Raw genomic sequence first — 24,720 nt, 5'->3', positions numbered from 1 at the left:
TATATTTTTACTCGCATATAATAAACCTAACGAACGGTAGGTAGGGGATGAAAATGACATCAAACCGCATTAAAGCTGTAGCACTTTCTCATTTCGCACGCTACGGCTACGAAGGAACTTCATTAGCAAATATTGCTCAAGAAGTCGGGATTAAAAAACCATCAATTTACGCACACTTTAAAGGAAAAGAAGAGCTATATTTTACATGCTTAGAATCCGCTCTTCAAAAAGATTTACAGAGCTTCACAGGCGATATCGAAAAGTTTTCCAATTCGTCTACTGAAGAATTGCTCTTACAGCTACTAAAGGGCTATGCAAAACGATTTGGTGAAAGTGAAGAATCAATGTTTTGGTTACGAACTTCTTATTTTCCGCCTGATGCATTTCGCGAACAAATTATTAATAAAGCAAATGTACACATTGAAAACGTCGGAAAACTTTTATTCCCTGTATTTAAAAGAGCAAGCGAACGAGATGAGTTGCATAACATTGAAGTAAAAGACGCCTTAGAGGCTTTTCTATGCTTACTTGACGGTCTTATGGTTGAACTACTATACGCAGGTTTAAATCGTTTTGAGACACGTTTAGACGCTTCTTGGAAAGTATTTTGGCGTGGACTTTCAAACTGACGGATTGCTCCTTTGCAATGCGTCGTTTTTAAGCCCTTTACCTAACGACTGGTAGGAAGGAGAAATGACATATGGCATGGATTTATGTAATCTTAGCTGGTATTATTGAAATCTTTTGGGTAATTGGATTAAAACACGCAGAGGCTCCACTTGAATGGGCTGGTGTTGCGTTATTAATTACAATTAGTTTCGTCTTATTATTTAGAGCTTATAAAGATTTACCTGTTGGTACTGTATACGCAGTCTTCACTGGAATTGGAGCTGGTGGAATCGTTCTTACAGAAATTTTCGTTTTCGGAGAGCCATTCTCTATCGTAAAAGTATTATTAATTGGTTTAATCTTCTTTGGCGTAATTGGTTTAAAACGAGTAACAGAAGAAAAAGAAGCGAAGGAGGCCGCATAAAATGGCTTGGGTATTTTTAATTCTAGCTGGTATTTGTGAAATTATTGGTGTACTCTTTATGAAAGTAGCCACTGAAAAGAAAGGCTGGGCACCAAAAGTTATTTTAATTGCTAACTTCGGCGTAAGCTTCTTCTTCTTATCCCTTGCGATGAACACATTACCGATGGGAACTGCTTACGCGATTTGGACTGGAATCGGAACTGCCGGAAGTGCACTTCTAGGCATCCTTATTTTCCGTGAATCAGCGGATTGGCGTCGCCTTGCTTTCTTAAGCTGCATTCTATGCGGCGCTGTTGGCTTAAAACTATTAAGCTAACGTGAGGTGAATGTCATGTGGAAAGAAAAAGGGAAGCAACTGTTAGCATGGATCACACTTAGTATCGTCATTCTATTACAAATAAGTTTTCACATAATAGAATGGTTGTTTCATAAAGTAGTATCCATTCTCACATTCCTTCCTAACATGACACTTGAAATAATATCAATCGTCTGGTCCATTATTGCCTCCATTGCAATCGTCATTATATGGAGTATCGCCAGGCTATGGAATAAGTTATTTAAAAAGGACAGTTCTTCTGAAAAAGAGTAACTGTCCTTTTTTATATTCATTCAGACTTTCTATAAAAGTTTGATGTGATAAGACAAAACAGACCGACTATGGCAATACTTATACCAACCCCTTTATGCAAACTAGGAAATAACGGTGGTATATCTGAATAAGCATTTGCTAATATGAGACCAATTGAAAATAAAAATACCCCTATTCTATATAACCATTTTCTTTTGCTCATCATTCTCCCCTCCTAAAATTTTTCATACACTCCTTTCTTTTGGACATACTACCTAAAAAAGGAGTGAATAATATGCAAAATTCCGTACATAAGCAGATCCTATTTTTATTTTTCCTCTTTCTTATTCTCGTTATCGTTTTCAGCTTTATATTACATACTCCAAAAGATGTTGTACCGAATAGCCTCTCTGTTTATAAAGTGAAACTTTAATCAGTGGGGGTTTTGTTCATCCCCCACTGATTATTAGTTGAACCAATCGGACTTTTACTTTCCTATTGTCGTTATTGAAGAAGGTGCCTTTTATAGGGCACCTTTTAAAATTCTCTCTTCTCATACAATTTCACTGAAACAAAGACAGATACTATGAACATGCATATTGAACTAATGAATAACACGCTGTTATATAGTTGAATTTGTTCTAGGTTGATTCCAAAGAAAATAGAAGAAACGGCCATAGGTGCTATTAGTATAAAAATCGCAATAAAAATAGTTTTTTTATAGGCCAACCAAAACGATATCGGTAAAACAAAGCTTAAATACACTAAAATAAAGCTAATACTAGCAACCATTGTCGTTTCAATAAATTCAAATAGGTTAACCCCATTCTTCATTCCCATCGTAAAACAACCGACCATTACACTTATAAAAAGAATAATAATTGCTACTATATATTTCGCATACACGATTTGTTTTTTTAATATTGGTAAACTATTTACTATAACTTCACTCTCATTTTTACTATCTGCTTCAAATGTTTTTACTGTTGCTCCAATTGTAATAATTACGGACATAATTATGAACAGATTTTCCGTATCTGTTAAGGCCATATAAAAGAAAACAGGATACAGTATGTACCAAATTAAAAACTTCCATTGAATGATGAAATCTTTTAAAATTAGTTGCTTCACAATCGCTCCCTCCTTATAAATCACGCTCATTGTACAAACGAATTGAGAAAAACATAGACATAACATATAAAAGAAGCAATCCTGCTATAAAACAAATATTTACGACTAGACTCGTGTTCCAAGCATTTTCTACATCTAACCAAACGTTACTTACAATCAATCCACTCAAGTATCCCAATGCAAGTCCGGCGAACGGAGCAATTTGTTTGGCACTGCTATATCCTACTGAGAATTCAATCGGAAGTACAATTATGCTACAAACAAACCCACCTGTTATACCTCCGAGAATTTCTCCCCACAGCATAAATCCAGTCATATGCTCATTTTGCAACTGTATGAAACCAATCACTAGTGAGAAACATCCACCTAGAGCAACTAAAGTACTTACAAATATGTATTTCCCTATGACAAGATCTTTACGGTCAAACGGTAAACTATTTACTATCAGTTCACTTTTATTTTTCCCCTCATAACTCATTGACAGTATCATGCCAAGAGCAGGTACAAACATACTAAATGTCATCAAAAAACTATCACTACTAAAATCAACAATGAGCAGAAACAAAAAACATATAAGATAAACAAACCCTAACTTTCTTTGCATCATCATATCTTTTAAAACTAATTGCTTGATCATGTATTGCACCTCCTAATATGAAAATGTCCCTTCTATAACTCTGCCTGCTGAAACATTTTCATTGAGAGGAACATTGATATGAATATACTCACTAATACTCCAATACCAAGAACACTCATTGCTTGTGTAGCCTCTTGAGAGTGAAGTACTTTTAACATAATTGTTTTATCACCAAAAATATTGCACATAAGACCAATCATACCCATTAAAGGAAACAGCATAATCAAATTCAAGACTGTAATAACTTTATATCCCCCAATGTAATTAGTCGGTATCGTTACTACACAATAAATCAAAGTTGCTACTATTGCTGAAAACACTGCATATCCAGGAATAACTATATCTCTGTCTAATAAAATATTTCCTAATATTATGACTATAAAAGTTATACTCAAACCAGCTATAATAAATAATGTGCTTGAAATATATTTAGATATAACTATCTCTTTTCTCGTTATAGGCAAACTCACTAATACTTTTTCTGTTTTACTTTTCTCCTCATGATAAAAAGAAATATAAATAATTGTACTACATGTTATAAATAATCCTATTGCAATCCCCATTGGTTCGACGGAATTCTTAAAAATAGATAAAATAGGGATTAAAAAATAGAAAGGAAACATCTTCTTCTGTAAAAAAAACTCCTTCAAAATCAACTGTTGCATATGAATTCTCCTCTCTATAAATCACGCGTTTCATAAATTTTAATTGTAAGAAGCATAGAAACGATATAGACACTAGCTAATATAATTCCTCCAATTATAAATACACCAATATGCACCGGGTTCATAATCCACTCCATGAATGGAGGCGTTGTTTCATCCAATCCATCACTAATAAATAGCCAAAGAATTACACCTACTCCCATTGATGCTGCTGATACTATACTTCTCACTACCTTTGATTTTGTACCATAATAACTGGGGAAAAACATTGCAACAAAAAGCAAGGCGTAAACAGCTCCATTTATTACTTCATACCATGGAATTTCAATGTATAGATTCGGATGGTATGTACCGATATCACCAATTACCACAATGCCTCTTATAAGAAAAACAACTAACATCGTAGAAAGAATGGCACCGACAATAAATATTGCACAGGAAATATATCTAGCAATAATGATATCCTTTCGACTTACTGGTAAACTATTTATAATAATGTCACTTTTATTTCTTTCATCCATAAAGGTTAACGTCATAACGGAGGAAAGGGTTATAAATAGACAACTCATCGGAAATAAAAATTCACCACTTGGCTCTAACATAAAAAACAAAAGAGGCATAACAAAATTCACTAACCACATTACCCGAAAAAAGAACAAATCTTTATATACGAGCTGACGCATAGGCACTTCTCCCTTTCGCGGTGTAAACGATAATATCATCTAATGTAGGCTTTTCTAGTACAACCTCATTTCCAAACCAGTCAATAATTGCTTGTTTATCCTTCGCTAAACCTTCAAAACCAAATTTATTTTTTCGTAATCCAACAAATAGTTCTTTTCCTTCTCGATCTAATAAATCATTACTTCCTTTTACGATTACGTAGTTCTCCATCAAGTCTTCTTTTTCACCAGTAAATATAATTTCTCCATCGTTGATAAACGTAATATAATCTGCAATGCGCTCTAAATCTGTTGTAATGTGCGTTGAGAATAATACCGATACTTCATCTTCCATTACAATTTCTTGCAACATATAAAGTAATTCACTTCGAACAACTGGATCTAATCCTGCTGTTGGTTCATCCATGATGATAAATTCTGCGTGGTGCGAGAGCGCGATGGCAATCGCAAATTTCATTTTCATTCCTTTTGATAATTCTTTAATTTTTTTATACTTCGGAACTTGCAATCTATGCATATACGATTGATACTGCTCTTCATCCCACTTTTTATATAACGGTGCAATAATACGCTTCATTTGCTCACACGTTAAATCTTCGTAATAATGATTTTCATCATATACAAAGCCGATATTTTGCTTTATTTCCTTTTCGGCTTTCTTATTGTCCTTGCCAAAAATTTTTATATCGCCGCTATCTTTTCTAATTAAATTCATAATCATTTTGATCGTCGTACTTTTCCCGGCTCCGTTCGGTCCGACAAATCCCATAATATATCCGCGTGGTAATGTAAAACTTATATTTTTTACTGCAAAATCTTCATAACTTTTACATACGTTTTTTAACTCTAACATCTCTTATTCCCCCTCATATAAACACGCAATCATCTGCTGTAATTCTTCAAGTGAAAGCTGTAACGCTTTACTTTCATTTACAATCTCTTCCGCTTTACTTTCCAATAGACGAAGCCTTTGTTCTTTTAATAGTTCATTATTTTTACGTGAAACATAAGTCCCCTTCCCAGCAACAGTTTCTATATATCCTTCTTTCTCAAGCTCCTCGTACGCACGCTTCGTAGTAATTACACTAATCTGTAATTCCTTTGCTAAGCTACGAATAGACGGTAATTGGTCTCCACCCTTTAAACCACCATTTAAAATAAGCTGGCTTAATTGTTTTCTTATCTGTACATAAATAGGGTCTTGGGAAGAATTCGAAATAATAATATTCATGTTTTCCTCCAGTGTGTATATACTGTATATAACTTATATATACAGTATATACACACCATCCTATTTTTGGCAAGAAAAAAAGACCAACATTTTCCTGTTGGTCTTTCGTATATGTATCACTTTTCAAAGCGATCTAACATCTCATCTCTCATTCCGAAACTCACTACCGCAATTCCTACATACATAAACAGAAGGAACGCCGGATGAACTGTGTTGTACCAAGTGCTATCAACAATTAAATAAATCGTTAATGCCACAACAAGAACAAACGCTAAGATAAACATATAAAAGTGTCTTGTACTACCCATGATAAACTCCTCTCTTCTCACTTCACCATTCAACAGTATATTTTATCGAATAATTCGATATGACTCAAGGTTAACTTTCTGTTATGTAATCAAGTTCCACCTTTACAATGTCCTCACATGCTATTGAAATGATCGTTCCTTGCTTATCAATTGCCGTCACTTCTCTATTATCCATTACACGATGCGCTACTCTTTCTAACACTTTTCCTTGGTCTCGATAGCAAAATTCTTTTACATCTTTAATTGTTTCTCCATTTTCTAAATGGTATACCATTCTATAACATCGATATCCCACACTTTCACCCCCGTCTTGCTCGTTTTTTCACATATACATAAAAATGAGTAATTTTTGCTCATCACATCTTCTTAATTTCAATAAAATTCTAACAAAAATAAATACTTTTATCAAACTGACTTTTTCAACAAAATCACCTATAAAACTGCCTCTTTACACCATTATGAAACAAAAAATATAAATTTTTAACATTTTCTTCACCACTTCTGCATAAAGTGAAACTTTAATCAGTGGGTGTTTTTGTTCCTCTCTACTGATTACCAGGCCACAAATTGCGGAACAAATTCTCCATACAAAAAAGAACTCGCATATAGCGAGTTCTTCCTTTGTTATTCTAATCAAACTTGTACAGGAGCTGGCTTTTCATAACGTAAAACTGGTTTACGTGCAGCCATCGTTTCATCTAAACGTTTAATGACTGTTGTATGCGGTGCTTCTTGTACAACTTCTGGATTTTCTTCTACTTCTTTAGCAATTTGAATCATCTTATCAATGAAACCGTCTAAAGTTTCTTTTGATTCTGTTTCCGTCGGCTCAATCATAATACATTCTTCCACATTTAACGGGAAGTAAATTGTTGGTGGATGGTAACCGAAATCAAGCAGGCGTTTTGCGATATCTAATGTACGTACACCAAGTTTCTTTTGACGACGACCTGATAATACAAACTCATGCTTACAATGTCTATCGAATGGAAGATCATAGAATGGTGCTAATCTTCTCATCATATAGTTCGCATTTAATACCGCATACTCCGTTACTGCACGCAAGCCATCTGGACCCATAGAACGAATGTATGTGTATGCACGAACGTTAATTCCGAAGTTACCGTAGAATGGTTTTACGCGCCCAATTGCTTCTGGACGATCATAGTTAAAGTGATAGCCATTTTCCGTTTTCTCTAAAATTGGTTTTGGTAAGTACGGAATTAAATCAGCTTTCACACCTACTGGACCAGAACCTGGGCCACCGCCGCCGTGAGGACCTGTAAATGTTTTATGAAGGTTTAAATGCACAACGTCAAATCCCATATCTCCTGGGCGCGCTTGGCTTAATACTGCATTTAAGTTTGCACCATCATAGTATAATTTACCGCCTGCATTATGGACGATTTCTGCCATTTCTAAAATATTTTCTTCAAATAAACCTAATGTATTAGGATTTGTTAACATAAGTGCTGCTGTTTCTTCATTTACAACACGTTTTAAATCTTCTAAGTCAACAAGACCATGTTCATTTGATTTTACTGTAATTGTTTCAAAACCAGCTACAGTTGCAGATGCTGGATTCGTTCCGTGAGCAGAGTCAGGAACAATTACTTTCGTACGGTTAAAGTCACCATTTGCTTCATGGTATGCACGAATTAACATTAAGCCTGTCCATTCTCCGTGTGCACCAGCTGCTGGTTGTAATGTAACAGTATCCATACCTGTAATTTCAATTAAATGCTCTTGTAAATCGTACATTAATTCCATTGCACCTTGTACTGTCTTTTCATCTTGCAACGGATGAATATTTGCAAATCCTGCGAAACGAGCTACACTCTCATTAATTTTCGGATTATATTTCATCGTACAAGATCCAAGTGGATAGAAACCAGAATCAACACCGTGGTTACGGTTTGAAAGTGCTGTATAGTGGCGCATAATATCAAGTTCAGATACTTCTGGTAGCTCTGCATCTTCTACTCGAATATAATCGCTCTCAAATACATCTTCTAGTTTCACTTCTTCTACATCTAATTTTGGTAAGCTATATCCTATGCGTCCTTCTTTACTCACTTCAAAGATAAGTGCTTGGTCTTGATTCTTCATTGGATAGCCCCCATTTCGTTTACAAGTGTGTCAATTTCATCTTTTGTACGAAGCTCAGTTACTGCTACAAGCATATGGTTCTCATGCTCTTTATAATCACGGCCTAGGTCGTAACCGCCGATAATATTCTTTTGTAATAATGCATCGTTTACTTCTTTCACTGGGCGCTTGCAATCTACAACGAACTCATTGAAGAATGGTCCAGCAAATGTAACTGTGAAGCCTTTCGCTTCAAATTGACGTTTTGCATATTGTGCTTTAGAAATGTTTTGACGTGCCATTTCTTTCACACCTTGTTTACCAAGTGCTGTCATTGCAACTGATGCTGCTAATGCATTTAACGCTTGGTTTGAACAAATGTTAGACGTCGCTTTGTCACGGCGAATATGCTGTTCACGTGCTTGTAACGTTAATACAAATCCACGTTTACCATCTGAATCTACAGTTTGTCCGACAAGACGCCCTGGAATTTTACGCATGAATGCTTTTGTTGTTGCAAAGTAACCACAGTGTGGTCCACCAAACTGCGTTGGGATACCAAATGGTTGTGCATCACCGATGACAATATCAGCACCAAATTTTCCTGGTGGTGTTAATGCGCCTAATGATAATGGATTTGAAGAAACGATAAATAATGATTTTTGTTGATGAACGATTTTTTCAATATCAGCTAATTTTTCAACTTGTCCGAAGAAGTTTGGATATTGAACGATTACACAAGCAACTGTATCATCTACTTCACTTTGTAATACGTCTAAATCTGTTACACCATCTTTATGATTAATTTCAACAACTTCAAGATGTTGACCTTTTGCATATGTTTCAAGTACAGCTCTTGATTCTGGATGAACTGCGCTAGATACAAGAATTTTCTTTTTACGAGTATGGCCAGCTGCTAGCATTGCCGCTTCAGCTAAAGCTGTACCTCCGTCGTACATAGAAGAGTTTGCTACATCCATTCCTGTTAACTCACAAATCATTGTTTGGAATTCAAAAATTGCTTGTAATTCCCCTTGTGAAATTTCCGGTTGGTATGGCGTGTAAGCTGTATAAAATTCTGAGCGAGAGATAACATGATCTACAATTACTGGAGCATAATGATCGTATACGCCTGCTCCTAGGAAAGAAGCGTATTCTTTTAAGTTCGCATTTTTACTAGCCATTTGAGATAACTCTTTTAAAAGCTCTGGCTCTGATTTTGCTTCTTTAATTTTTAAATCCCCTTTAAAACGAACACTCTCTGGAATATCAGAGAATAACTCATCGATCGTTTGAACGCCGATCGTTTGTAACATTTCTTTTTTGTCTTCTTCTGTCATTGGAAGATAACGATGCAACATGAAATCTACCCCTCTCCCCGTTACTTTGAACGTTTATAAAATGGTGTTGGAACAACTACTGCTTTGACGCGTTTATTACGAATTTCAATTTCTACTTCTGTATCAACTGCTGCGTATTTTACATCAATTAGTGCTAAACCAATGCTTTTCTTTAACGTTGGAGATTGTGTACCACTCGTTACTTCCCCAATTTTTTCTTCTCCAATAAATACAGGGTAATGCGTACGAGGAATTCCACGTTCAATTACTTCGATGCCGACTAACTTACGAGGTGCACCGTTTTCTTTTTGCTCTTTTAACGTTGCTTTTCCAAAGAAGTCTGCTTCTTTATTTGGTTTTACCGCAAAGCCAATTCCAGCTTCAATCGGTGTAATATCTTTTGATAATTCTTGACCGTAAAGTGGTAATGTTGCTTCGAAGCGAAGTGTATCACGAGCACCTAAGCCACATGGTTTTAAGCCTTCTTCTGCTCCAACTTCAAGAAGTTTCTCCCAAAGTTTTGCAGCATCTTCACTCTTACAGTAAATTTCAAATCCATCTTCACCTGTATAACCTGTACGAGATACAAGTGCTGGAATTCCATCTACAAGAATATCGTTTTTAAATTTAAAGAACTTAATTTCTTTCAAATCTTCTGACACAACTTTTTGTAAAATGCCTTCTGCTTTTGGTCCTTGAATTGCAAGCTGTGCAACTTCACTAGAAACATTGACTACTGTCGCATCGCCAATTACATGGCTAGCTAACCATTCGTAATCTTTCTCGATATTTGATGCGTTGATAACTAATAAATAGTCTTCTTCACCACGTTTGTAGATTAATAAATCATCTACTGTACCACCATTTTCGTAGCACATTGCTGTATATTGTGCGCCCCCTACCTTTAAGGTAGATACGTCATTTGTAACAACACGTTGTAAAAATGCTAAACTATCTACACCTTTTACCTCAACTTCTCCCATGTGAGACACATCGAACAAACCTGCCGCTGTACGTACAGCTTCATGTTCTTCTTTAATGCTTGAAAATTGAACTGGTAACTCCCAACCACCGAAGTCGATTGTTTTCCCACCATACTTCGCGTATACATCAAATAACGGTGTACGTTGTAATGTAATCATGATCTCTCCCCCTTATGCTCTGACAAATCAATAAAAGTTGTTACTCATTTCTAAACATTTTCATTCTAAAAAGATAGGATATACGGAATCTCATTATATTTTTTTATGAAAGCGTAAATAAAAAATCACTTTCTTGGATAAAATACGAAAGATTCCACACATTTCACACCATTATCCTAACATTATTCGCTATATTTCATCAATATTCTAGCATAAAAAATAATTTAGAATTTTTTACGCTTAATCTTATTACATACAGTTTTTAAGATTTAGTCCTTTATCTTTACTTATTGTTTACCTTTCAGTAAGTGTAATAGCGCCTTATTACAAGGCTTATATATTAAAGATTTTTTCATAATTACTTTAGTTTATAAAAGGTGGGAGAGTCGTAATGAATGTCGATATTTCCATAGATCGAACGTGGCAAAACAATTTTTTAAATAGAATTGATGAAGATGGTCCTTGGACAAACTGGGATTTATATCATTTAGCTTATGAAACAGAAAAATCATTACTTGTTCCTACTTTTGATGGATTACAAGCACCGAAACATTTATCCCATTTCACACCACTTCCTCATCAATTAGAAGTCGCTCAAAATGTTATTGAACAAATGAATGGTAAAGCGATTCTAGCAGATGAAGTAGGACTTGGAAAAACGATTGAAGCTGGACTTATTTTAAAAGAATATATGGTCCGCGGCCTTGTGAAAAAAGTACTTATACTCGTTCCAGCCTCTCTCGTATCACAATGGGCATACGAATTAAATACAAAGTTTTTCATTCCAGCTGTAGCTCAAAAGAAAAGCTACTCGTGGGAACAAGCCGATGTGATTGTATCATCAATTGATACTGCAAAACGTTCCCCACATCGTGATATCGTTTTGAACTTAGAATATGACCTTATTATTATCGATGAAGCACATAAACTTAAAAATAATAAAACAAAAAACTATGAATTTGCACAGCGATTAAAAAAGAAATTTTGTTTATTATTAACCGCTACTCCTGTTCAAAATAAGATTGATGAAATCTTCAACCTTGTTTCTTTATTAAAACCAGGACACTTAGGCAATCAATCCAATTTTGAAGAATATTACGCTTCAAAAAATCGTTCAGCCGAATCTGATGAAGATTTAAAAGCTCTTATTAACAAAGTGATGGTCCGAAATCGGCGCCATAATACTGGGATTGATTGGCCAAAGAGACATGTACGTACAATTTTTGTTGAGTTTAATAAAGAAGAGCAAGATTTATATAACAATATTGAAAATTGGCGAGGACAAGATGCATTCACATCAGCTTTCTCATCGTTAACTTTAAAACGGGAAGCGTGTAGTAGTCGCGAGGCCGTTTACTATTCATTAAAAAAACATGTAGAAAAACGACAGAAGGAAAATGAACATTACGTAAAAGATCCGCATATTGATGTGCTAATGGACAAAATTAACCGTATTCCTTTTAACTCAAAAGCAAATAAAGCGCTAGAGCTTATAAAAGAAATTGACGATAAAGTCGTCATTTTCACAGAATACCGAGCGTCACAAATGTACTTACAATGGTTTTTACAACAGCACGGTATTTCTTCTGTCCCATTCCGCGGCGGATTTAAACGGGGAAAGAAAGATTGGATGAAGGAACTTTTCCAAAATCATGCGCAAGTGCTAATCGCAACGGAAGCTGGTGGTGAAGGAATTAACTTACAATTTTGTAGCCATATGATCAATTACGATTTACCATGGAACCCAATGCGCCTTGAACAAAGAATCGGACGTATTCACCGCCTTGGTCAAAAGAATGATGTTCATATTTATAACTTAGCTACAAAACACACTGTGGAAGAACATATTTTGAAACTGTTATATGAAAAAATTAATTTATTTGAGCGTGTGATCGGTGAACTTGATGAAATTTTAACGAGAATTAATATGAAAAACATCGACGCACACATTCAAGAAATATTTGCGCAATCAAAAAGCGAAGGAGAAATCCGAATTAAGATGGAAAACTTAACATCTATTATCGACTTTGCGAAGCGAAATGAAGCTGAGGTGCAAGGCTATGCAGCAACATGAAATTCATAATTACTTATACAATTTTTTTGAGGCGAATAACTGTGAAATTTTAGAACGTTCTCCTCATCTATTGGATGTGCAATTAACAATTGAGATGGATAAATTATTAATGAACCGTCCTTTTTATTGGCACTATCTTGAGAAGACAGGAGGCGTACCGAATCCGATGCGCCTTACTCTTATTACAAATCCAGAAAATGAAGAAAACGATGGTGAACTTATTCACTACGGTTCACCACGTCTTCATCAAATTTTTCAAACGACAAAAGAATTAGGCTCTTACATACGCTTATATGAGGAAGTACGGCATAGCGGAGCAACGCATACACCGCTCCATCCGTGGCTCGGTGTAAATATAAAAGTTTCCTATCAATGTGATCGAAAAAAAGATATCCTCCACTCGATTGGCATTCATCTTATTTCTGGCACAATGATTGCAAACTTTCATGAAACATTAACTAAAATTAAACTTACACCGAAAATACCTGACTTTTGTTTTACGCTCTCGCCTATTATTAAACCGCAAAGCGGTTTACAACGTATAGAGGATGCTTTAAAAAATATTATTGCAGAAGATGACCATACGTGGGCGAAAGAAGCAAGAGTGCGCTGGAATCACGATTTGGACCTTTTAAATCGTTTTTATGAAGAAAGTGATGAACTTCCTGAAAGCTATGAAATTGAAAAACAAGCACTGCAAGAACAATATGAACCCCGCATTACAGTACAAATTATTAACGGTGGACTCTTTTATGTTACCGCGAATCATTTTCTAACTTAAAAAGCCCCTTCATTTTTGAAGTGGCCCCCGAAAACGGAACATATATCAAAATACCTAAACCATCTATTCCCTAAATTCTTTAGAGGATAGGTGGTGTAATTTTTCTTTAATTCGCACACAATTGTAGTAATAAATTTATTCTAGCACACTCTTTCGCACAGTTATATTGGATACTTTTATTATCTCTTGCGAGTAGAAACTTCACTTTTCAAATGACCAAAGAAGCTTTACATGACGGCATTATCATGACAATTTCCTCTCCGGGACATGCTGGTGATAATGTCGTTTTCTTTGGTATACGCTTGAAATTTTTTCGCTGTATAAATAGGACATCTTTTACTTTTCGGCCTCTCATTGCTTATTTTAATGTCTTTATCACTAATATCAGTGTTTATGATTCGCTGATGACATAACTAATGATTTCATGATTAAAGGCATCCATGATTGTTCATAAATACAAGGTACGCTCTCCGAGTTAAGAAATTTAAAGAAATAACTAAAAATAAAATAACAATATATATTTCTCATAGGATGGCTTCAACAAAAATTGCAGACCGAATTATAGTTTTTAAACAAGCAGAGATCATTGAAACAGGTACCCGTGATGAACTCATGATCTTAGAAAAGGAATATTATCGATTATATACAATGCAGTCTGATTAGTATAATTCAAAGAAAAATGAAAAATCATTGGTGTAGAAACATTCCTACATCAATGATTTTTCGATTTAACCAGATGAGTTTCTTTTTAATTCTTTATATTTAAAATGTATATCATCCTTAACAAAGTCATCTACATGTCCTTTTATCCCTTTGTATGTACGTGTATTAAGTTTTCCAGTTTTCCATTGTTGGTGTAATTGCTTTAATACTTCCTTTTTCAAAAAAACAATCAATTCTTTTTCATGAATCCCTTGTTCTACGGCAATTTCACCTAATGACTTGCCATTCTGTATAGACTTACTATATTCTTCTTTAGGGATATTTAGGAACTTGTATAATTTTTTATAATTATGTTTATATCGAAAAGTACTATTATCCTCATGTGAAGTCATGTTACTTTTAGCCTCTACAAATACTACGGAAGAAAAGTTCAAACCTAAAAATGCCAAAATTATAATAAAACTTCTTAACATTATATTACCCCTTCCTATTTTTTAGTTCCGCTTATTACTTAACAAATTTTAACAATTTATATCTTTCAAAATACACCCTTATTTTCAGCTATAGACACCATCCTTATACAAAAAAATAAGAGTAGCCAATGGCTACTCTTACTCACTCACATATTTTTGAAACATATCATGGATGCCTTTATTTACTAGGTTCGAGATCTGCTCGTCAGATTTATTCGGATAACGATCACGCAATCTGATAGATGCCTTCACCATTAAATTTTCTAATACAGAACGGCCGCCTTCTCCATAAATAATTTCAGCATATTCAACAAGCCTTCCATCCTCTACTGTCGCTGGATTATGATTGAAGAAAAATTTACTCATTGCCTCCACCTCTCTCTTTTGATAACGTTTACATTTATATAAATTATTTATGTTATTTATTTCACAATATTGTATGCATGTATATTTAATTAGTTTCATTATAAAGCAACATATCGATAGTAAATATGTGATTTTCCGTCTATTTTGTGAACAAACTAAAAATGAAAGCGTTTCCTTTATTGTATACTAAAAAAACTTACTACGCTAGGGGTATTTTTTTCAATCTACTAAACATATACTTTTTCTTTTTCTTTTTCCACTAAACCTTATACAATTTTCAGAAATTATATTATAAAATATATGTATGACTTAAGGAGGCTGTATATGAATCAAAATAAAAAAGCTATATTAGATCTTGTCTTTTATCTCGTAATCCCATTCCTCATTTGGAAATTTGCAAAACCTTATATCGATCCTTATTACGCAATGTTACTTTCCTCTGTTCCGGGGATTATTTATACACTGTATACCTTTAAAAAAGAAAAACAGTTTAACGTAACAGGGTTCTTTATTTTAATTACACTCATTTCTAATACAACGGTAGATCTATTATCTGGATCAGCTGAACGAATGTTGTGGAACGATGCGTATTATCACATCGTACTCGGTATTATCGTTATATGCACAATTTTTATAAAAAAACCACTTATGTTATATTTCGCAGCAGATATTGCTGCACTGCAAGGCCATGACCGTGATAAAAGTCGTGAACTGTATCGTGATAGTCGTATCTATCCAGCATTGCAATATTTAACGCTCTTTTTCGGTCTACAATTCATATTAAAAAGCTTCTTAAAAATTTATTTCATCTCTGTTTTCGGTGTAGATGGCTACGGTGAAATGAGAGCAATTATGACCGCTGTTGGATGGGGCATTTCCATTTGTATCGGAATTGGATTTGTCTGGGTGAACAATAAAATACATGCCGTTACAGAAGAAAAAGAGTCTATGCAGTAAATGAAAATCCCCTAGTAGTACGATGCTACTAGGGGATTTTCATTTTGCTACACATATTACGAAATCTTTAACTTGATTTTTTTCTTTTATTTTTTACGTTTTGATAAAACAAAGCAGCACTTAGCGGCATAACACCAAACCACTTATTCATAAATGGCTCTTTTTCAGCACGACGTTGTTCTTTCTTTTGTTTACGATCTTCTTTTGGAGCATCCATATACGACACAAACTGCTGTGTCACAAAGCGAACATAATCATTAGTAGACATATTATCATCACCTCTACTTGATTAGTATGTCCACTTTTTTATTCATTAATCTTTTCTTTTAATTCATCCATAATTTGCTTTACAGACTTATTCGTCGTATCGATATGAATATGAGCCTCTTCATAATAAGCTCGGCGCGATTCGAATTTCGTTACAAATGCATCTATATCTTTCTTCTGAAATAGTGGCCGTGTCGTATCTTCACGAAGCCTTTCTGCAATTACATGTGGATCACAATATAAATACACGACAGTTCCATTTTCCTTCATCCACTTTCGGTTTTCCTCTCGCTCAATGATTCCACCGCCAGTTGTAATGATTACATTTTCAACAGGTAGTGAACGTAACATCTTACTTTCATATTCCCGAAAAGCCATTTCACCTTCTTCGGCAAAAATATCACGAATCTCCTTCTCTTGCTTCTCTTCAATTTTTTGATCTGTATCTATAACATCCATATGAAGTTCTTTACTTAATGCTTTTCCAATTGTTGTTTTCCCAGCTCCCATATAGCCGGTTATGTATATAGATTTCATTTTCGTTCCTCTCAATCGTCATGTATTACTTGTTATTATAACGAAAGATGCTACTTTATTTAATAAAAAAACGTTTTGTTCTTCTTATACACTGAAGAACAAAACGTAACATACTCGCTTTATCTATAAGTACCTCTTCTCATCCACTGTGTTGCAATCCATTTCTCACCTTTCGTTACAGGTGCCCCTCCGTGTAACGTAAGCTCATTTAGTGATTGATCTTGATAGAAATACTCAAAGTATACTGCCATTCCCTTTCTAGGGTGCACAGAAAGATTTAATTTCGGAAAGAAAGTTTCTCCGCCTTCTTCTACATCATTTAAGTACATGACAAGCGTACTAATACGATTATTAGCAGCTGATCTACTATGTTCGGCAAAATAATCATAGTGTGCTTTATATTGTTGATCCACTTCATAATTTAAAATGTGTAATCCTTCTCCATGCGAAACAGGAACATTCATGATAGATGAAATTCGTTTTTCAATCTTCGCAGTAAGTTCATTATCATCTAAAAATGCACCACTACTCGTTCGAATATCATTTACATCACGTGATGAACCAACTTTAGAACGTGCTAATTTATTTTTAGACAATTCAATTAATTTATCGCACTCTTCATCACTTAATACATTTCCTAACACGACAATAAGAGGTTCTTCGAATTTTGAAATAATTTGTATTTCCCTATCTTCTGTCATAATTGCATTTCCTTTATGATCAAAAATAGTTTGTTCCTTATTTTCACCTATTTGATTGTTGTTTGTCATTTCCCTATTCTCCCTAAAAATAATGATTGGATAGCATGAATATATCATATTCTTTCTACCTTTCTCTTTTTTGAGAAAATTTAAACTTTTAATTGTTTTATTTATCCATTTCCTTTTAAAAAACAGCCTATTTTCAAATGATAAATCATGGTTTTTTATCCATATATTTCACATACTATCCTTCTATCCAATCGAATATTTTCTCATCTTTTTTTCTATACCGAAAGCTTACTTTATAGAAAACTTCCTGTTTTATTTTGCACTGCAATGAAACGAGAATAACGTCGTTTTCAAATACGTAATTTCCACTCGCTTCGCCCTTTTCATATGAAAAGAAAAAAGTATCTTCCTTTTCTTTTTGCCGTAAGTCTTTTTTATATTTGTAATAGATTGATTTAGTATTTCCTCCAGTACAAACTTTTGCTCTATTTCAATATAAATTTTTTTATCTATAAGCAACATATTCGTTTCGTATATAAAGAACGAAGTTAATAATATAAGAAAAATGATTGTTCCTGGCATCGTAAATCCATCTTGTTTTATCATACATGTATTCCCATTTCGCTATATCTTATAGCTACACCTTCATATTTTTTCCCACTCCTATCTTTCACATTGATAAAGAGCAAATGAGGTGTTACTTCATACGAAACCATTTCAACATTTTGTAATATAACTTCTCTTCCGCGCATGTTCACTTTTCTTATAAGGTGATTATTCAATTTTTCATACGTCACTTCATCTCCAGTGCGAAGACGGAAGCGCAACATACTCTCTCTATTTTCAGGAACTATTTTTTCCACAAATGATACTTCACGAAACTCTAACTGTACTTGTCCTACAAACACATCCCATTCCCAATTATTTAACCCTTTTGATTGCTTGTTTTCTATTCCAATAAAGCTTAAACGTGGTAAGAGTAAAAAGAAAAGTGATAACAGAAAAAAACATACGATCATTTCAATTAATGTAAATCCAACTTCTAATTCATTTTTTCTCCCGCATAAAAGCATTGTTCCATCATTTTTCCTTTCACATCTTTCCACATCGCACAAACTTCATTTCCTCCCCAATATGTGTAATATACATTTCCATTTATGACTTTTTCTTTCTGTTGTTTTGCCTCATTCTCATACATATATAAAGCTGCTTCTTTTTTTAATAATACAAATGCCTTATAACGAATTTGTATGTTTTTTCGTTCTTGCATAATCAATACTGTTTGCGGAAGTAGTAAAGATACCATCATCATTACTATACTTAATGCTACAAGCATTTCAGCTATCACTGACCCTTTTTGACATTTCACGATACGTAAATCTCCCTCTTCCAAGCTGGAATACAATCTCATATTTATAACTTCGATACGAAAGTAAAATCGTGCCACCTCTATTAATATTTCCACTCGGATTATATGTCATCGGATTTGGAAAAGTATTCAAATCCAATTGTATATCGCTATCATATTCTCTTTTAATGATAGAATGATCCGTACTCGATTCCCCTATATAATACATATGTCTATCTTTATGCCATCGTAATGTATAGTGTTTTTGACGATTTATAGCTAATTGTTGCATATACAAAATATCATTTGAAAACTGTCTTAAAAATTGTTCGATTTTTTGTTTTTCGTATAATGAATGTACATGAAAATACGTGACCATACTTAATACAGAAATGGCAAATAAAACGAGTAGCATTTCTAAAAGTGTAAAACCTTTTTGCTTCACAGTTTCCCACTTGTTACCGTGCCATCATTGGAAATATGAATAGCTTCACCATTCGGACACTCATCCTTTGTAATATATTTCCCATCAATTAGCTCTTTTAGCGAGGGAATTTTATTATGTTGTAGTTGATATACTTGTATTTGCGCTTCTATAGATTTCACATAGGCTTTACATCCTTTTCCTTCGACGGATGAGCGCTGCGTAACTACATTTGGAATAATTAATAGTAATAATACAGTGATGACGACCATAACTAATAACATTTCTAAAAGGGTAAACCCTTCCTCATTCTGCATGTAAATTCCTCCTATATAGAATTCATCATTTGAAACATTGGCATAATCATCGCTAAATACATAAGAACAACTATTGCTCCAATACACGTAAATAAAATCGGTTGAATAATCACTAACATACGTTTAATTTTTTGCTCCATCTTTTCCATAATCAGATCACTATAATCACCTAATTCAATCGCCAAATTACCGTTTGCTTGACCATGTGTAATAATATAAGAAAGTTCTTCCTCATAATATCCGCTTTTAGCAATAATAGATTGCAACGGTTCTCCCGCAATTAATTGGTGTTTAACTCGGCCCGCTTCATACTGAAAGAACGGCTGATACTTTTGCTCCATCATTATTGTTAGAGCCTCAAGTACTGATAGTCCTCCGTGTAATAAGCCACTCAATTGAGTAGCGAAATAATGCGAATGCTTTAAAATAAGAAATGTTTTTACGAGGGGGATACGAAGCATAATTTTTACTCGCTTCATATGTGGGAGTTTCCGAAAGTACAATATATATACACTACAACCCACCATAACAATAAAAATAGTGCTAAAAATAAGATAGGGTAGTAGCTTAATTGTACTTAATATTTGTTCTGTGAATAACGGTGCTGTAGAACCAAATGAACTATATACCATGTCAACTTGTGGTAATAAAATGCGGTTAAAAATCAAAATCATGATTATTAAAAAGAACGCCAAAAACATAGGATACTGCATTATTTTCATCATATCTTTCCTATACTTATCCTTTTTATAAAGAAGTGCACTCCCTTGTTGCAACGCAAAAGAAATATCACCATGTTGCTCGGCATAAAATAAATAGCTTAACATCTCCTGATGAAACTTTAATTGATGAAAAGAATCGTGTAAACTTTTTCCATTTTTTAATCCATCAATCATGCGCTGCAATTGTACTTTCTTTTCTAAAGGTAATTGAAACCGTAAAAATTCTAATGCCTGCAAAAGAGAGTATCCTTTTTCTAATAGTTCTCCTAATCGTTTCAGTAATATTACTTGATCACTTAAACTCCATATTTTCTTAAACATAAACATCCTCTTCTAAAAATCCTAAAGCGTATCCTTTTCGCAACGAAGACTCTAATGTCTCATGCTTGTACGTGACACATTCCCCGTTTGCTTCTTTAATCGCTTGTTTTAACTCATATCCATATAACAACTCATAAATACTCGCTTGCCTTACTTGCCTCATTGATTTACATACAGTTGAGCACTTTCTTTTACAAAACGGACACTTCAATTCAACAAGTCGCTGTGCAGCTATAGCCAATAAAGATTGTTCAATCTCTTGCCTTGTTATGCCAAAGTCCATAAACCGAAGTATTGCTCCTTTCGCATCATTCGTATGCAGTGTCGTCATTACTAAATGGCCAGTCAAGCTTGCTCTTATAGCGATTTTTGCTGTTTCTTCATCACGAATTTCACCCACTAAAATAACATCTGGATCATGACGCAAAATAGCCTTTAGTCCCGCCTCATATGTGATACCTGCTTTTTCATTTATTTGAACTTGTAATACATCGTCATTTCTTTTTTCAACTGGATCTTCCAGTGTAACGATGCGGCGTGTTTTCTTTTTTCTAATTACCTCTAATAATGCATACATTGTTGTTGTCTTCCCCGATCCAGTCGGTCCAGTAAATACGAGTAACCCATGGGAATAATGTAAAAAAGAAAGTAGTTTCTTCGCTGTACTTGGAAATAACGAAAGATGAGATAACGGCTGAATAGATGCTTGTAAATGAAGACGAATAACGAGACTTTCTTGATATACAGTTGGAAGCGTGGAAAGACGTAAATACACTTCCTGTCCATCCATTTGTAAATACAGTGAACCATTTTGTGGCTTCCGCCTCTCCCCTATATCCATGGATGCTAAAAATTTAAGTGTGAAACAAGTTTTTCTCCAAATTCCTTTTCAATGTATTGTTTCGTCATTAAATCTTTCCCTATGCGCAGTTGAATCACTACATCCTTCTTCCGGGGCACAATATGTAAATCCGAAGCTTGTACCCTACACGCCTCTTTCAAAATCGTATTCGCAAAGCTTTCAATTCCATTCATCATTTTTCCCTCCCCACTATGTATATAGCATGAAGAAATCCATCTGAAAAATCGGTATTTTTGCATTTTCACTAGATGAAAAAGGAAAAATATGTTTGTGAAATTATGAACAATTTCCGAATTATTGTCTAAAATTACCTATACCCATGTTTATCTGTATTATAATGTTATTATCTTGGATAAAGTGATAAAGGTGGAGATCCTCATGGAACAAGCTTTAAAAATTACAGGTGTTTTAGCTGACCCAACTCGTTATTACATTTATAAATATATTTCTCAAAAACATAGTTACGTAACTGTACAAGAAATTGCTGATGAGTTTGACATTCATCCAAACGTAGCGCGTTTACATTTATCTAAATTAGAAGATGTTCATATGCTGAAATCTGAAACGAAGAAAACTGGAAAAGGCGGACGACCAAGCAGATTATATGTATTATCTGAAGATGTTATCCAATTACAATTCCCATTCCGTGACTATCAATTGTTAGCAAGAATCGCGTTTAATTCTTTACTTAGCCTTGGTGCTGCTGGTGAAAAAGCGCTCTACGAAACAGGGAAACAATTCGGGGCCGAATTAATGCAACAACATATGCAGCGCTTAAATGTGAGCGAAGATGCTTTAACATTGGAGCAAAAAGTTCAAATTGCAAAGGAAGCCTTTTCAACAGCTGGCTTATCACCTGCATTTGAATTAAGTGCAGATGGAACAAAAATTTTCTATGATGTACACAATTGTCCATTTAAAGAAGTTGCTGTCCATCACCCAACTGAAATTTGTAATATGCACGGAGATATGATGAAAGGGATTTTTGAAATCCTATTCCCTAACACGGAATTAACACGAAATGATAGTTTACTAGATGGATGTAAATCTTGTAATTATAAACTAACAATTTGATTTCTCATATAAAAAGAAGCCAATTATAATTGGCTTCTTTTTATATGAACGAATATTTACAATAGTAAGAAAAATAAACTATAATGAAGTGAGGTTTACTTTTTTTAGAAAAGGAGGGAGATGGCATGGAGCGCATGTTTCGCGTTCTCGGCTTTTGGACTGGAATTTTCTCGGTTATGTTTTACGTAGGGGATATGCATTCGACTGCACTACTATTTTTAGGACAAACAGGATTCTTCGTACTTTTAAGCTATTTAAATTTAACAGAGCGTATGTATATATACGTATTCGGGGCATATTTAACTGTTTTCTTCATAGGATTTACATACTACACGACATTTTTACTTGTCCCTGGGGCTGGACATTAAAAGATGGCATTTTGCCATCTTTTTTTTAATTCCGGAATTCCCTAGTTGACTTATAGGTTTTATTGATTTATATTCTATATAACAGATTGGAATTAGGGGGAATCATCATGAATACACTGCTTGTCGGAATTAACGTTGCAGTCATGCTCATTTTAGTTGGCGTATTATATTATATGCAACGTAAGCATGTATCTTTTAATAAACGTGTATTTACCGCTTTAGGAGTCGGAATTATCTTCGGTCTTATATTACAATTTATTTATGAGCCAACTTCTAAAGTAATTATTGAATCAAATACTTGGTTTGGCTTAATCGGTAACGGTTATGTGAAGTTACTTCAAATGATCGTTATGCCACTTATTTTAGTATCTATTATTTCAGCATTTACAAAATTACAGTTAACGAAAAACCTTGGTAAAATTAGTGGTCTTATTATCGGAATTTTAATTCTGACTACAGGAATTGCTGCAGCTGTCGGTATCGCTGCAAGTGCAGGATTTGATGTATCTGCAACTGGTCTGCAACAAGGTGATGCAGAATCTGCTCGTCTGAAGCTAGTTGAAGAAAGATTTACTTCTATTGAAAAAACAACAATTCCAGATAAATTATTAGAACTATTGCCTACAAATCCATTTCTTGATTTAACAGGCGCTCGTCCAACATCAACAATTTCTGTTGTAATATTTGCAGCATTTATCGGCATCGCCTTTATAGGTGTAAAACGAAAATATCCAGAACAAGCAGAGCTATTTAAGAAAATGCTTGATGCTGTATATGCAATTGTAATGCGTATGGTAACATTAATTTTACGTCTTACTCCATACGGCGTATTAGCTCTTATGGCAAAAACAGTTGCTGGTAGCGACATAAATGCTATTTTAAAACTTGGTAACTTCGTGTTAGCGTCTTACGTGGCACTTATCGTAATGTTCGTTATCCACTTATTATTAATTGCTCTATCTGGTTTAAATCCAATTCAATATTTGAAAAAGGTGTTCCCTGTATTAACATTTGCATTCACATCTCGCTCTAGTGCTGGTGCAATGCCATTAAATATTGAAGCTCAAAAAGAAAAACTTGGTATTTCTGAAGGGATTGCAAACTTCGCAGCCTCATTTGGAGTATCTATCGGACAAAACGGTTGCGCAGGTATTTATCCAGCAATGCTTGCAATGATGGTGGCTCCAACTGTAGGAATTGATCCATTACAACCACAATTTATTTTAACTTTAATCGCTGTCGTTGCTATTAGCTCATTCGGTGTTGCCGGCGTTGGTGGCGGTGCAACATTCGCAGCGTTAATCGTACTATCTACAATGAACTTACCAATCGGTATTGTCGCTCTTGTTATCTCAGTTGAACCATTAATCGATATGGGGCGTACAGCTCTTAACGTAAGTGGTTCTATGACAGCAGGTCTTATTTCTAGTAAATGGCTTGGTGAATTAGATCAAGATACGTACAATCAAGATGATACAAAAACTGGTGAAATTGCTTCATAATGAAAAGGACGCTAACAAAACGGTTAGCGTCCTTTTTAGTTCTTTTCATCTTCCTCTTTATCTTTTATACATAAGGCATAACATATTGTTTCAAACACTATGTACAGATATAAAGAAATTACACCGTT

General features: G+C 34.4%; 33 protein-coding genes and 3 pseudogenes. 11 read left to right on the top strand and 25 right to left on the bottom strand.

Translation table 11 applies throughout. The features are described 5' to 3' along the window. Positions 1 to 47 precede the first annotated feature (47 nt). The 4 genes from QCI47_RS06475 to QCI47_RS06460 all read left to right on the top strand — a co-directional run bounded on the left by QCI47_RS06475 (position 48) and on the right by QCI47_RS06460 (position 1,622). Complete coding sequence (locus QCI47_RS06475) at positions 48 to 629, top strand: TetR/AcrR family transcriptional regulator (RefSeq protein WP_002163519.1); 582 nt, start codon at positions 48 to 50, stop codon at positions 627 to 629. A 71-nt stretch (positions 630 to 700) separates the two neighbouring features. After that, on the top strand, positions 701 to 1,033 hold the full coding sequence (locus tag QCI47_RS06470; protein ID WP_000312349.1) for a DMT family transporter: 333 nt from the start codon (positions 701 to 703) through the stop codon (positions 1,031 to 1,033). A 1-nt stretch (position 1,034) separates the two neighbouring features. After that, the gene (locus QCI47_RS06465; protein WP_000312623.1) at positions 1,035 to 1,349 is read left to right on the top strand and encodes a DMT family transporter; all 315 of its coding nucleotides are present in this window, start codon (positions 1,035 to 1,037) and stop codon (positions 1,347 to 1,349) included. A 15-nt stretch (positions 1,350 to 1,364) separates the two neighbouring features. Beyond that, complete coding sequence (locus tag QCI47_RS06460) at positions 1,365 to 1,622, top strand: DUF3975 family protein (RefSeq protein ID WP_000265386.1); 258 nt, start codon at positions 1,365 to 1,367, stop codon at positions 1,620 to 1,622. A 16-nt stretch (positions 1,623 to 1,638) separates the two neighbouring features. Here QCI47_RS06460 and QCI47_RS06455 read toward each other — a convergent pair whose 3' ends face one another. The 12 genes from QCI47_RS06455 to gcvT form a co-directional block, all read right to left on the bottom strand. After that, the gene (locus QCI47_RS06455) at positions 1,639 to 1,827 is read right to left on the bottom strand and encodes a hypothetical protein (RefSeq protein ID WP_061535596.1); all 189 of its coding nucleotides are present in this window, start codon (positions 1,825 to 1,827) and stop codon (positions 1,639 to 1,641) included. A gap of 311 nt (positions 1,828 to 2,138) precedes the next feature. Next, positions 2,139 to 2,735: an ABC-2 transporter permease gene (locus QCI47_RS06450; RefSeq protein ID WP_140394904.1), complete on the bottom strand. Its 597-nt coding sequence runs from the start codon at positions 2,733 to 2,735 to the stop codon at positions 2,139 to 2,141. Between the two features lie 10 nt (positions 2,736 to 2,745). Continuing rightward, positions 2,746 to 3,369 carry an ABC-2 transporter permease gene (locus tag QCI47_RS06445; protein WP_220778344.1) on the bottom strand — a complete coding sequence of 208 codons (624 nt, stop codon included), beginning with the start codon at positions 3,367 to 3,369 and terminating at the stop codon, positions 2,746 to 2,748. Positions 3,370 to 3,401: 32 nt separating this feature from the next. Then, on the bottom strand, positions 3,402 to 4,034 hold the full coding sequence (locus tag QCI47_RS06440; RefSeq protein WP_076874709.1) for an ABC-2 transporter permease: 633 nt from the start codon (positions 4,032 to 4,034) through the stop codon (positions 3,402 to 3,404). Positions 4,035 to 4,048: 14 nt separating this feature from the next. After that, on the bottom strand, positions 4,049 to 4,717 hold the full coding sequence (locus QCI47_RS06435) for an ABC-2 transporter permease (RefSeq protein WP_001249562.1): 669 nt from the start codon (positions 4,715 to 4,717) through the stop codon (positions 4,049 to 4,051). Then, positions 4,698 to 5,570, bottom strand: coding sequence for an ABC transporter ATP-binding protein (locus tag QCI47_RS06430; protein WP_257811006.1), 873 nt, complete (start codon positions 5,568 to 5,570; stop codon positions 4,698 to 4,700). The genes QCI47_RS06435 and QCI47_RS06430 overlap by 20 nt, the downstream gene beginning before the upstream one ends. 3 nt (positions 5,571 to 5,573) lie before the next feature. Next, positions 5,574 to 5,948 (bottom strand): GntR family transcriptional regulator, encoded by a 375-nt coding sequence (locus tag QCI47_RS06425; RefSeq protein ID WP_001021352.1) that lies wholly within the window; start codon positions 5,946 to 5,948, stop codon positions 5,574 to 5,576. A gap of 116 nt (positions 5,949 to 6,064) precedes the next feature. Then, positions 6,065 to 6,256, bottom strand: a complete 192-nt coding sequence (locus tag QCI47_RS06420; protein WP_000535935.1) for a hypothetical protein — start codon at positions 6,254 to 6,256, stop codon at positions 6,065 to 6,067. 70 nt (positions 6,257 to 6,326) lie between these two features. Beyond that, positions 6,327 to 6,530 (bottom strand): DUF3929 family protein, encoded by a 204-nt coding sequence (locus tag QCI47_RS06415; protein WP_000262495.1) that lies wholly within the window; start codon positions 6,528 to 6,530, stop codon positions 6,327 to 6,329. 359 nt (positions 6,531 to 6,889) lie between these two features. Next, positions 6,890 to 8,365 (bottom strand): aminomethyl-transferring glycine dehydrogenase subunit 2, encoded by a 1,476-nt coding sequence (gcvPB, locus tag QCI47_RS06410; protein WP_000795699.1) that lies wholly within the window; start codon positions 8,363 to 8,365, stop codon positions 6,890 to 6,892. Further along, a complete protein-coding gene (gene gcvPA, locus QCI47_RS06405) occupies positions 8,362 to 9,705 on the bottom strand; it encodes an aminomethyl-transferring glycine dehydrogenase subunit 1 (RefSeq protein WP_000903230.1) in 1,344 nt (447 codons plus the stop codon). Before gcvPA ends, gcvPB begins: the two co-directional genes overlap by 4 nt. A gap of 20 nt (positions 9,706 to 9,725) precedes the next feature. Further along, complete coding sequence (gene gcvT / locus QCI47_RS06400; protein WP_000631771.1) at positions 9,726 to 10,826, bottom strand: glycine cleavage system aminomethyltransferase GcvT; 1,101 nt, start codon at positions 10,824 to 10,826, stop codon at positions 9,726 to 9,728. Between the two features lie 391 nt (positions 10,827 to 11,217). Between gcvT and QCI47_RS06395 the strand changes: the two genes are divergently transcribed. After that, entirely contained in the window at positions 11,218 to 12,900 is a 1,683-nt protein-coding gene (locus QCI47_RS06395) for a DEAD/DEAH box helicase (RefSeq protein WP_001100025.1), read from the top strand. Next, the gene (locus QCI47_RS06390; RefSeq protein WP_001183969.1) at positions 12,887 to 13,681 is read left to right on the top strand and encodes a YqhG family protein; all 795 of its coding nucleotides are present in this window, start codon (positions 12,887 to 12,889) and stop codon (positions 13,679 to 13,681) included. The genes QCI47_RS06395 and QCI47_RS06390 overlap by 14 nt, the downstream gene beginning before the upstream one ends. A gap of 63 nt (positions 13,682 to 13,744) precedes the next feature. On the opposite strand, the pseudogene QCI47_RS30275 reads toward QCI47_RS06390, so the two are convergent. From QCI47_RS30275 to QCI47_RS06375, 3 genes and pseudogenes are all read right to left on the bottom strand, one after another. Continuing rightward, positions 13,745 to 13,959 (bottom strand): annotated as a pseudogene (locus tag QCI47_RS30275) (IS3 family transposase); the annotation flags it as partial. A 450-nt stretch (positions 13,960 to 14,409) separates the two neighbouring features. Continuing rightward, entirely contained in the window at positions 14,410 to 14,817 is a 408-nt protein-coding gene (locus tag QCI47_RS06380; RefSeq protein ID WP_000946274.1) for a hypothetical protein, read from the bottom strand. A gap of 138 nt (positions 14,818 to 14,955) precedes the next feature. Next, positions 14,956 to 15,183, bottom strand: a complete 228-nt coding sequence (locus QCI47_RS06375; protein ID WP_000032699.1) for a hypothetical protein — start codon at positions 15,181 to 15,183, stop codon at positions 14,956 to 14,958. A gap of 73 nt (positions 15,184 to 15,256) precedes the next feature. Here QCI47_RS06375 and QCI47_RS06370 point away from each other — a divergent pair, with 73 nt between their 5' ends. Continuing rightward, on the top strand, positions 15,257 to 15,373 hold the full coding sequence (locus tag QCI47_RS06370) for a GTP pyrophosphokinase (RefSeq protein ID WP_071727059.1): 117 nt from the start codon (positions 15,257 to 15,259) through the stop codon (positions 15,371 to 15,373). 134 nt (positions 15,374 to 15,507) lie between these two features. Next, positions 15,508 to 16,140 (top strand): VC0807 family protein, encoded by a 633-nt coding sequence (locus QCI47_RS06365; RefSeq protein ID WP_001073109.1) that lies wholly within the window; start codon positions 15,508 to 15,510, stop codon positions 16,138 to 16,140. A 67-nt stretch (positions 16,141 to 16,207) separates the two neighbouring features. On the opposite strand, the gene QCI47_RS06360 is transcribed toward QCI47_RS06365, so the two are convergent. The 10 genes and pseudogenes from QCI47_RS06360 to comGA all read right to left on the bottom strand — a co-directional run bounded on the left by QCI47_RS06360 (position 16,208) and on the right by comGA (position 21,821). Continuing rightward, complete coding sequence (locus tag QCI47_RS06360) at positions 16,208 to 16,408, bottom strand: YqzE family protein (RefSeq protein WP_000106079.1); 201 nt, start codon at positions 16,406 to 16,408, stop codon at positions 16,208 to 16,210. Positions 16,409 to 16,446: 38 nt separating this feature from the next. Further along, entirely contained in the window at positions 16,447 to 16,944 is a 498-nt protein-coding gene (aroK, locus tag QCI47_RS06355) for a shikimate kinase AroK (RefSeq protein ID WP_000836628.1), read from the bottom strand. A 119-nt stretch (positions 16,945 to 17,063) separates the two neighbouring features. Beyond that, complete coding sequence (locus QCI47_RS06350) at positions 17,064 to 17,714, bottom strand: 2OG-Fe(II) oxygenase (protein WP_016718474.1); 651 nt, start codon at positions 17,712 to 17,714, stop codon at positions 17,064 to 17,066. Between the two features lie 175 nt (positions 17,715 to 17,889). Next, positions 17,890 to 18,260: pseudogene (comGG, locus tag QCI47_RS06345) on the bottom strand (competence type IV pilus minor pilin ComGG). After that, positions 18,257 to 18,727, bottom strand: a complete 471-nt coding sequence (gene comGF, locus QCI47_RS06340; RefSeq protein ID WP_000923058.1) for a competence type IV pilus minor pilin ComGF — start codon at positions 18,725 to 18,727, stop codon at positions 18,257 to 18,259. The pseudogene comGG and the gene comGF overlap by 4 nt, the downstream one beginning before the upstream one ends. Continuing rightward, a complete protein-coding gene (gene comGE, locus QCI47_RS06335; protein ID WP_000829518.1) occupies positions 18,697 to 18,999 on the bottom strand; it encodes a competence type IV pilus minor pilin ComGE in 303 nt (100 codons plus the stop codon). Before comGE ends, comGF begins: the two co-directional genes overlap by 31 nt. Further along, positions 18,992 to 19,447: a comG operon protein ComGD gene (gene comGD, locus QCI47_RS06330; protein ID WP_309422254.1), complete on the bottom strand. Its 456-nt coding sequence runs from the start codon at positions 19,445 to 19,447 to the stop codon at positions 18,992 to 18,994. Before comGD ends, comGE begins: the two co-directional genes overlap by 8 nt. Further along, positions 19,444 to 19,743: a competence type IV pilus major pilin ComGC gene (gene comGC, locus QCI47_RS06325; RefSeq protein WP_001178694.1), complete on the bottom strand. Its 300-nt coding sequence runs from the start codon at positions 19,741 to 19,743 to the stop codon at positions 19,444 to 19,446. The genes comGD and comGC overlap by 4 nt, the downstream gene beginning before the upstream one ends. Before the next feature lie 11 nt (positions 19,744 to 19,754). Further along, a complete protein-coding gene (gene comGB, locus QCI47_RS06320; protein ID WP_074543057.1) occupies positions 19,755 to 20,786 on the bottom strand; it encodes a competence type IV pilus assembly protein ComGB in 1,032 nt (343 codons plus the stop codon). After that, positions 20,779 to 21,821: pseudogene (gene comGA, locus QCI47_RS06315) on the bottom strand (competence protein ComGA). Before comGA ends, comGB begins: the two are co-directional and overlap by 8 nt. Positions 21,822 to 22,026: 205 nt before the next feature. On the opposite strand from comGA, the gene QCI47_RS06310 reads away from it, so the two are divergent. From QCI47_RS06310 to QCI47_RS06300, 3 genes are all read left to right on the top strand, one after another. Then, positions 22,027 to 22,722, top strand: a complete 696-nt coding sequence (locus tag QCI47_RS06310) for a helix-turn-helix transcriptional regulator (protein ID WP_353811722.1) — start codon at positions 22,027 to 22,029, stop codon at positions 22,720 to 22,722. Positions 22,723 to 22,847: 125 nt separating this feature from the next. After that, positions 22,848 to 23,090, top strand: a complete 243-nt coding sequence (locus tag QCI47_RS06305) for a DUF2626 domain-containing protein (RefSeq protein WP_000440714.1) — start codon at positions 22,848 to 22,850, stop codon at positions 23,088 to 23,090. 107 nt (positions 23,091 to 23,197) lie between these two features. Next, positions 23,198 to 24,592: an L-cystine transporter gene (locus QCI47_RS06300; RefSeq protein ID WP_001094339.1), complete on the top strand. Its 1,395-nt coding sequence runs from the start codon at positions 23,198 to 23,200 to the stop codon at positions 24,590 to 24,592. Positions 24,593 to 24,720 lie beyond the last annotated feature (128 nt).

Origin of the sequence: Bacillus cereus group sp. RP29 (assembly GCF_040459765.1) — a bacterium.
In the GTDB taxonomy this organism is placed as follows: Bacteria; Bacillota; Bacilli; order Bacillales; family Bacillaceae_G; genus Bacillus_A; species Bacillus_A paranthracis.
This window is presented reverse-complemented; position numbering and strand designations above follow the sequence as displayed.

Coding starts and splice junctions, on each gene's coding strand:
- QCI47_RS06455 (WP_061535596.1), bottom strand. CDS start 1,827: ATGATGAGCAAAAGAAAATGGTTATATAGAATAGGGGTATTTTTATTT.
- comGC (WP_001178694.1), bottom strand. CDS start 19,743: ATGCAGAATGAGGAAGGGTTTACCCTTTTAGAAATGTTATTAGTTATG.
- QCI47_RS06370 (WP_071727059.1), top strand. CDS start 15,257: ATGCATGTATATTTAATTAGTTTCATTATAAAGCAACATATCGATAGT.
- QCI47_RS06425 (WP_001021352.1), bottom strand. CDS start 5,948: ATGAATATTATTATTTCGAATTCTTCCCAAGACCCTATTTATGTACAG.
- comGF (WP_000923058.1), bottom strand. CDS start 18,727: ATGCTTTTATGCGGGAGAAAAAATGAATTAGAAGTTGGATTTACATTA.
- aroK (WP_000836628.1), bottom strand. CDS start 16,944: ATGAAATCTATATACATAACCGGCTATATGGGAGCTGGGAAAACAACA.
- QCI47_RS06350 (WP_016718474.1), bottom strand. CDS start 17,714: ATGACAAACAACAATCAAATAGGTGAAAATAAGGAACAAACTATTTTT.
- QCI47_RS06305 (WP_000440714.1), top strand. CDS start 22,848: ATGGAGCGCATGTTTCGCGTTCTCGGCTTTTGGACTGGAATTTTCTCG.
- QCI47_RS06310 (WP_353811722.1), top strand. CDS start 22,027: ATGGAACAAGCTTTAAAAATTACAGGTGTTTTAGCTGACCCAACTCGT.
- QCI47_RS06430 (WP_257811006.1), bottom strand. CDS start 5,570: ATGTTAGAGTTAAAAAACGTATGTAAAAGTTATGAAGATTTTGCAGTA.
- QCI47_RS06390 (WP_001183969.1), top strand. CDS start 12,887: ATGCAGCAACATGAAATTCATAATTACTTATACAATTTTTTTGAGGCG.
- QCI47_RS06415 (WP_000262495.1), bottom strand. CDS start 6,530: ATGGTATACCATTTAGAAAATGGAGAAACAATTAAAGATGTAAAAGAA.
- QCI47_RS06365 (WP_001073109.1), top strand. CDS start 15,508: ATGAATCAAAATAAAAAAGCTATATTAGATCTTGTCTTTTATCTCGTA.
- QCI47_RS06375 (WP_000032699.1), bottom strand. CDS start 15,183: ATGAGTAAATTTTTCTTCAATCATAATCCAGCGACAGTAGAGGATGGA.
- QCI47_RS06460 (WP_000265386.1), top strand. CDS start 1,365: ATGTGGAAAGAAAAAGGGAAGCAACTGTTAGCATGGATCACACTTAGT.
- comGB (WP_074543057.1), bottom strand. CDS start 20,786: ATGTTTAAGAAAATATGGAGTTTAAGTGATCAAGTAATATTACTGAAA.
- QCI47_RS06395 (WP_001100025.1), top strand. CDS start 11,218: ATGAATGTCGATATTTCCATAGATCGAACGTGGCAAAACAATTTTTTA.
- QCI47_RS06300 (WP_001094339.1), top strand. CDS start 23,198: ATGAATACACTGCTTGTCGGAATTAACGTTGCAGTCATGCTCATTTTA.
- QCI47_RS06440 (WP_076874709.1), bottom strand. CDS start 4,034: ATGCAACAGTTGATTTTGAAGGAGTTTTTTTTACAGAAGAAGATGTTT.
- QCI47_RS06465 (WP_000312623.1), top strand. CDS start 1,035: ATGGCTTGGGTATTTTTAATTCTAGCTGGTATTTGTGAAATTATTGGT.
- QCI47_RS06445 (WP_220778344.1), bottom strand. CDS start 3,369: ATGATCAAGCAATTAGTTTTAAAAGATATGATGATGCAAAGAAAGTTA.
- gcvT (WP_000631771.1), bottom strand. CDS start 10,826: ATGATTACATTACAACGTACACCGTTATTTGATGTATACGCGAAGTAT.
- QCI47_RS06435 (WP_001249562.1), bottom strand. CDS start 4,717: ATGCGTCAGCTCGTATATAAAGATTTGTTCTTTTTTCGGGTAATGTGG.
- gcvPA (WP_000903230.1), bottom strand. CDS start 9,705: ATGTTGCATCGTTATCTTCCAATGACAGAAGAAGACAAAAAAGAAATG.
- QCI47_RS06360 (WP_000106079.1), bottom strand. CDS start 16,408: ATGTCTACTAATGATTATGTTCGCTTTGTGACACAGCAGTTTGTGTCG.
- gcvPB (WP_000795699.1), bottom strand. CDS start 8,365: ATGAAGAATCAAGACCAAGCACTTATCTTTGAAGTGAGTAAAGAAGGA.
- QCI47_RS06475 (WP_002163519.1), top strand. CDS start 48: ATGAAAATGACATCAAACCGCATTAAAGCTGTAGCACTTTCTCATTTC.
- QCI47_RS06470 (WP_000312349.1), top strand. CDS start 701: ATGGCATGGATTTATGTAATCTTAGCTGGTATTATTGAAATCTTTTGG.
- QCI47_RS06420 (WP_000535935.1), bottom strand. CDS start 6,256: ATGGGTAGTACAAGACACTTTTATATGTTTATCTTAGCGTTTGTTCTT.
- QCI47_RS06380 (WP_000946274.1), bottom strand. CDS start 14,817: ATGTTAAGAAGTTTTATTATAATTTTGGCATTTTTAGGTTTGAACTTT.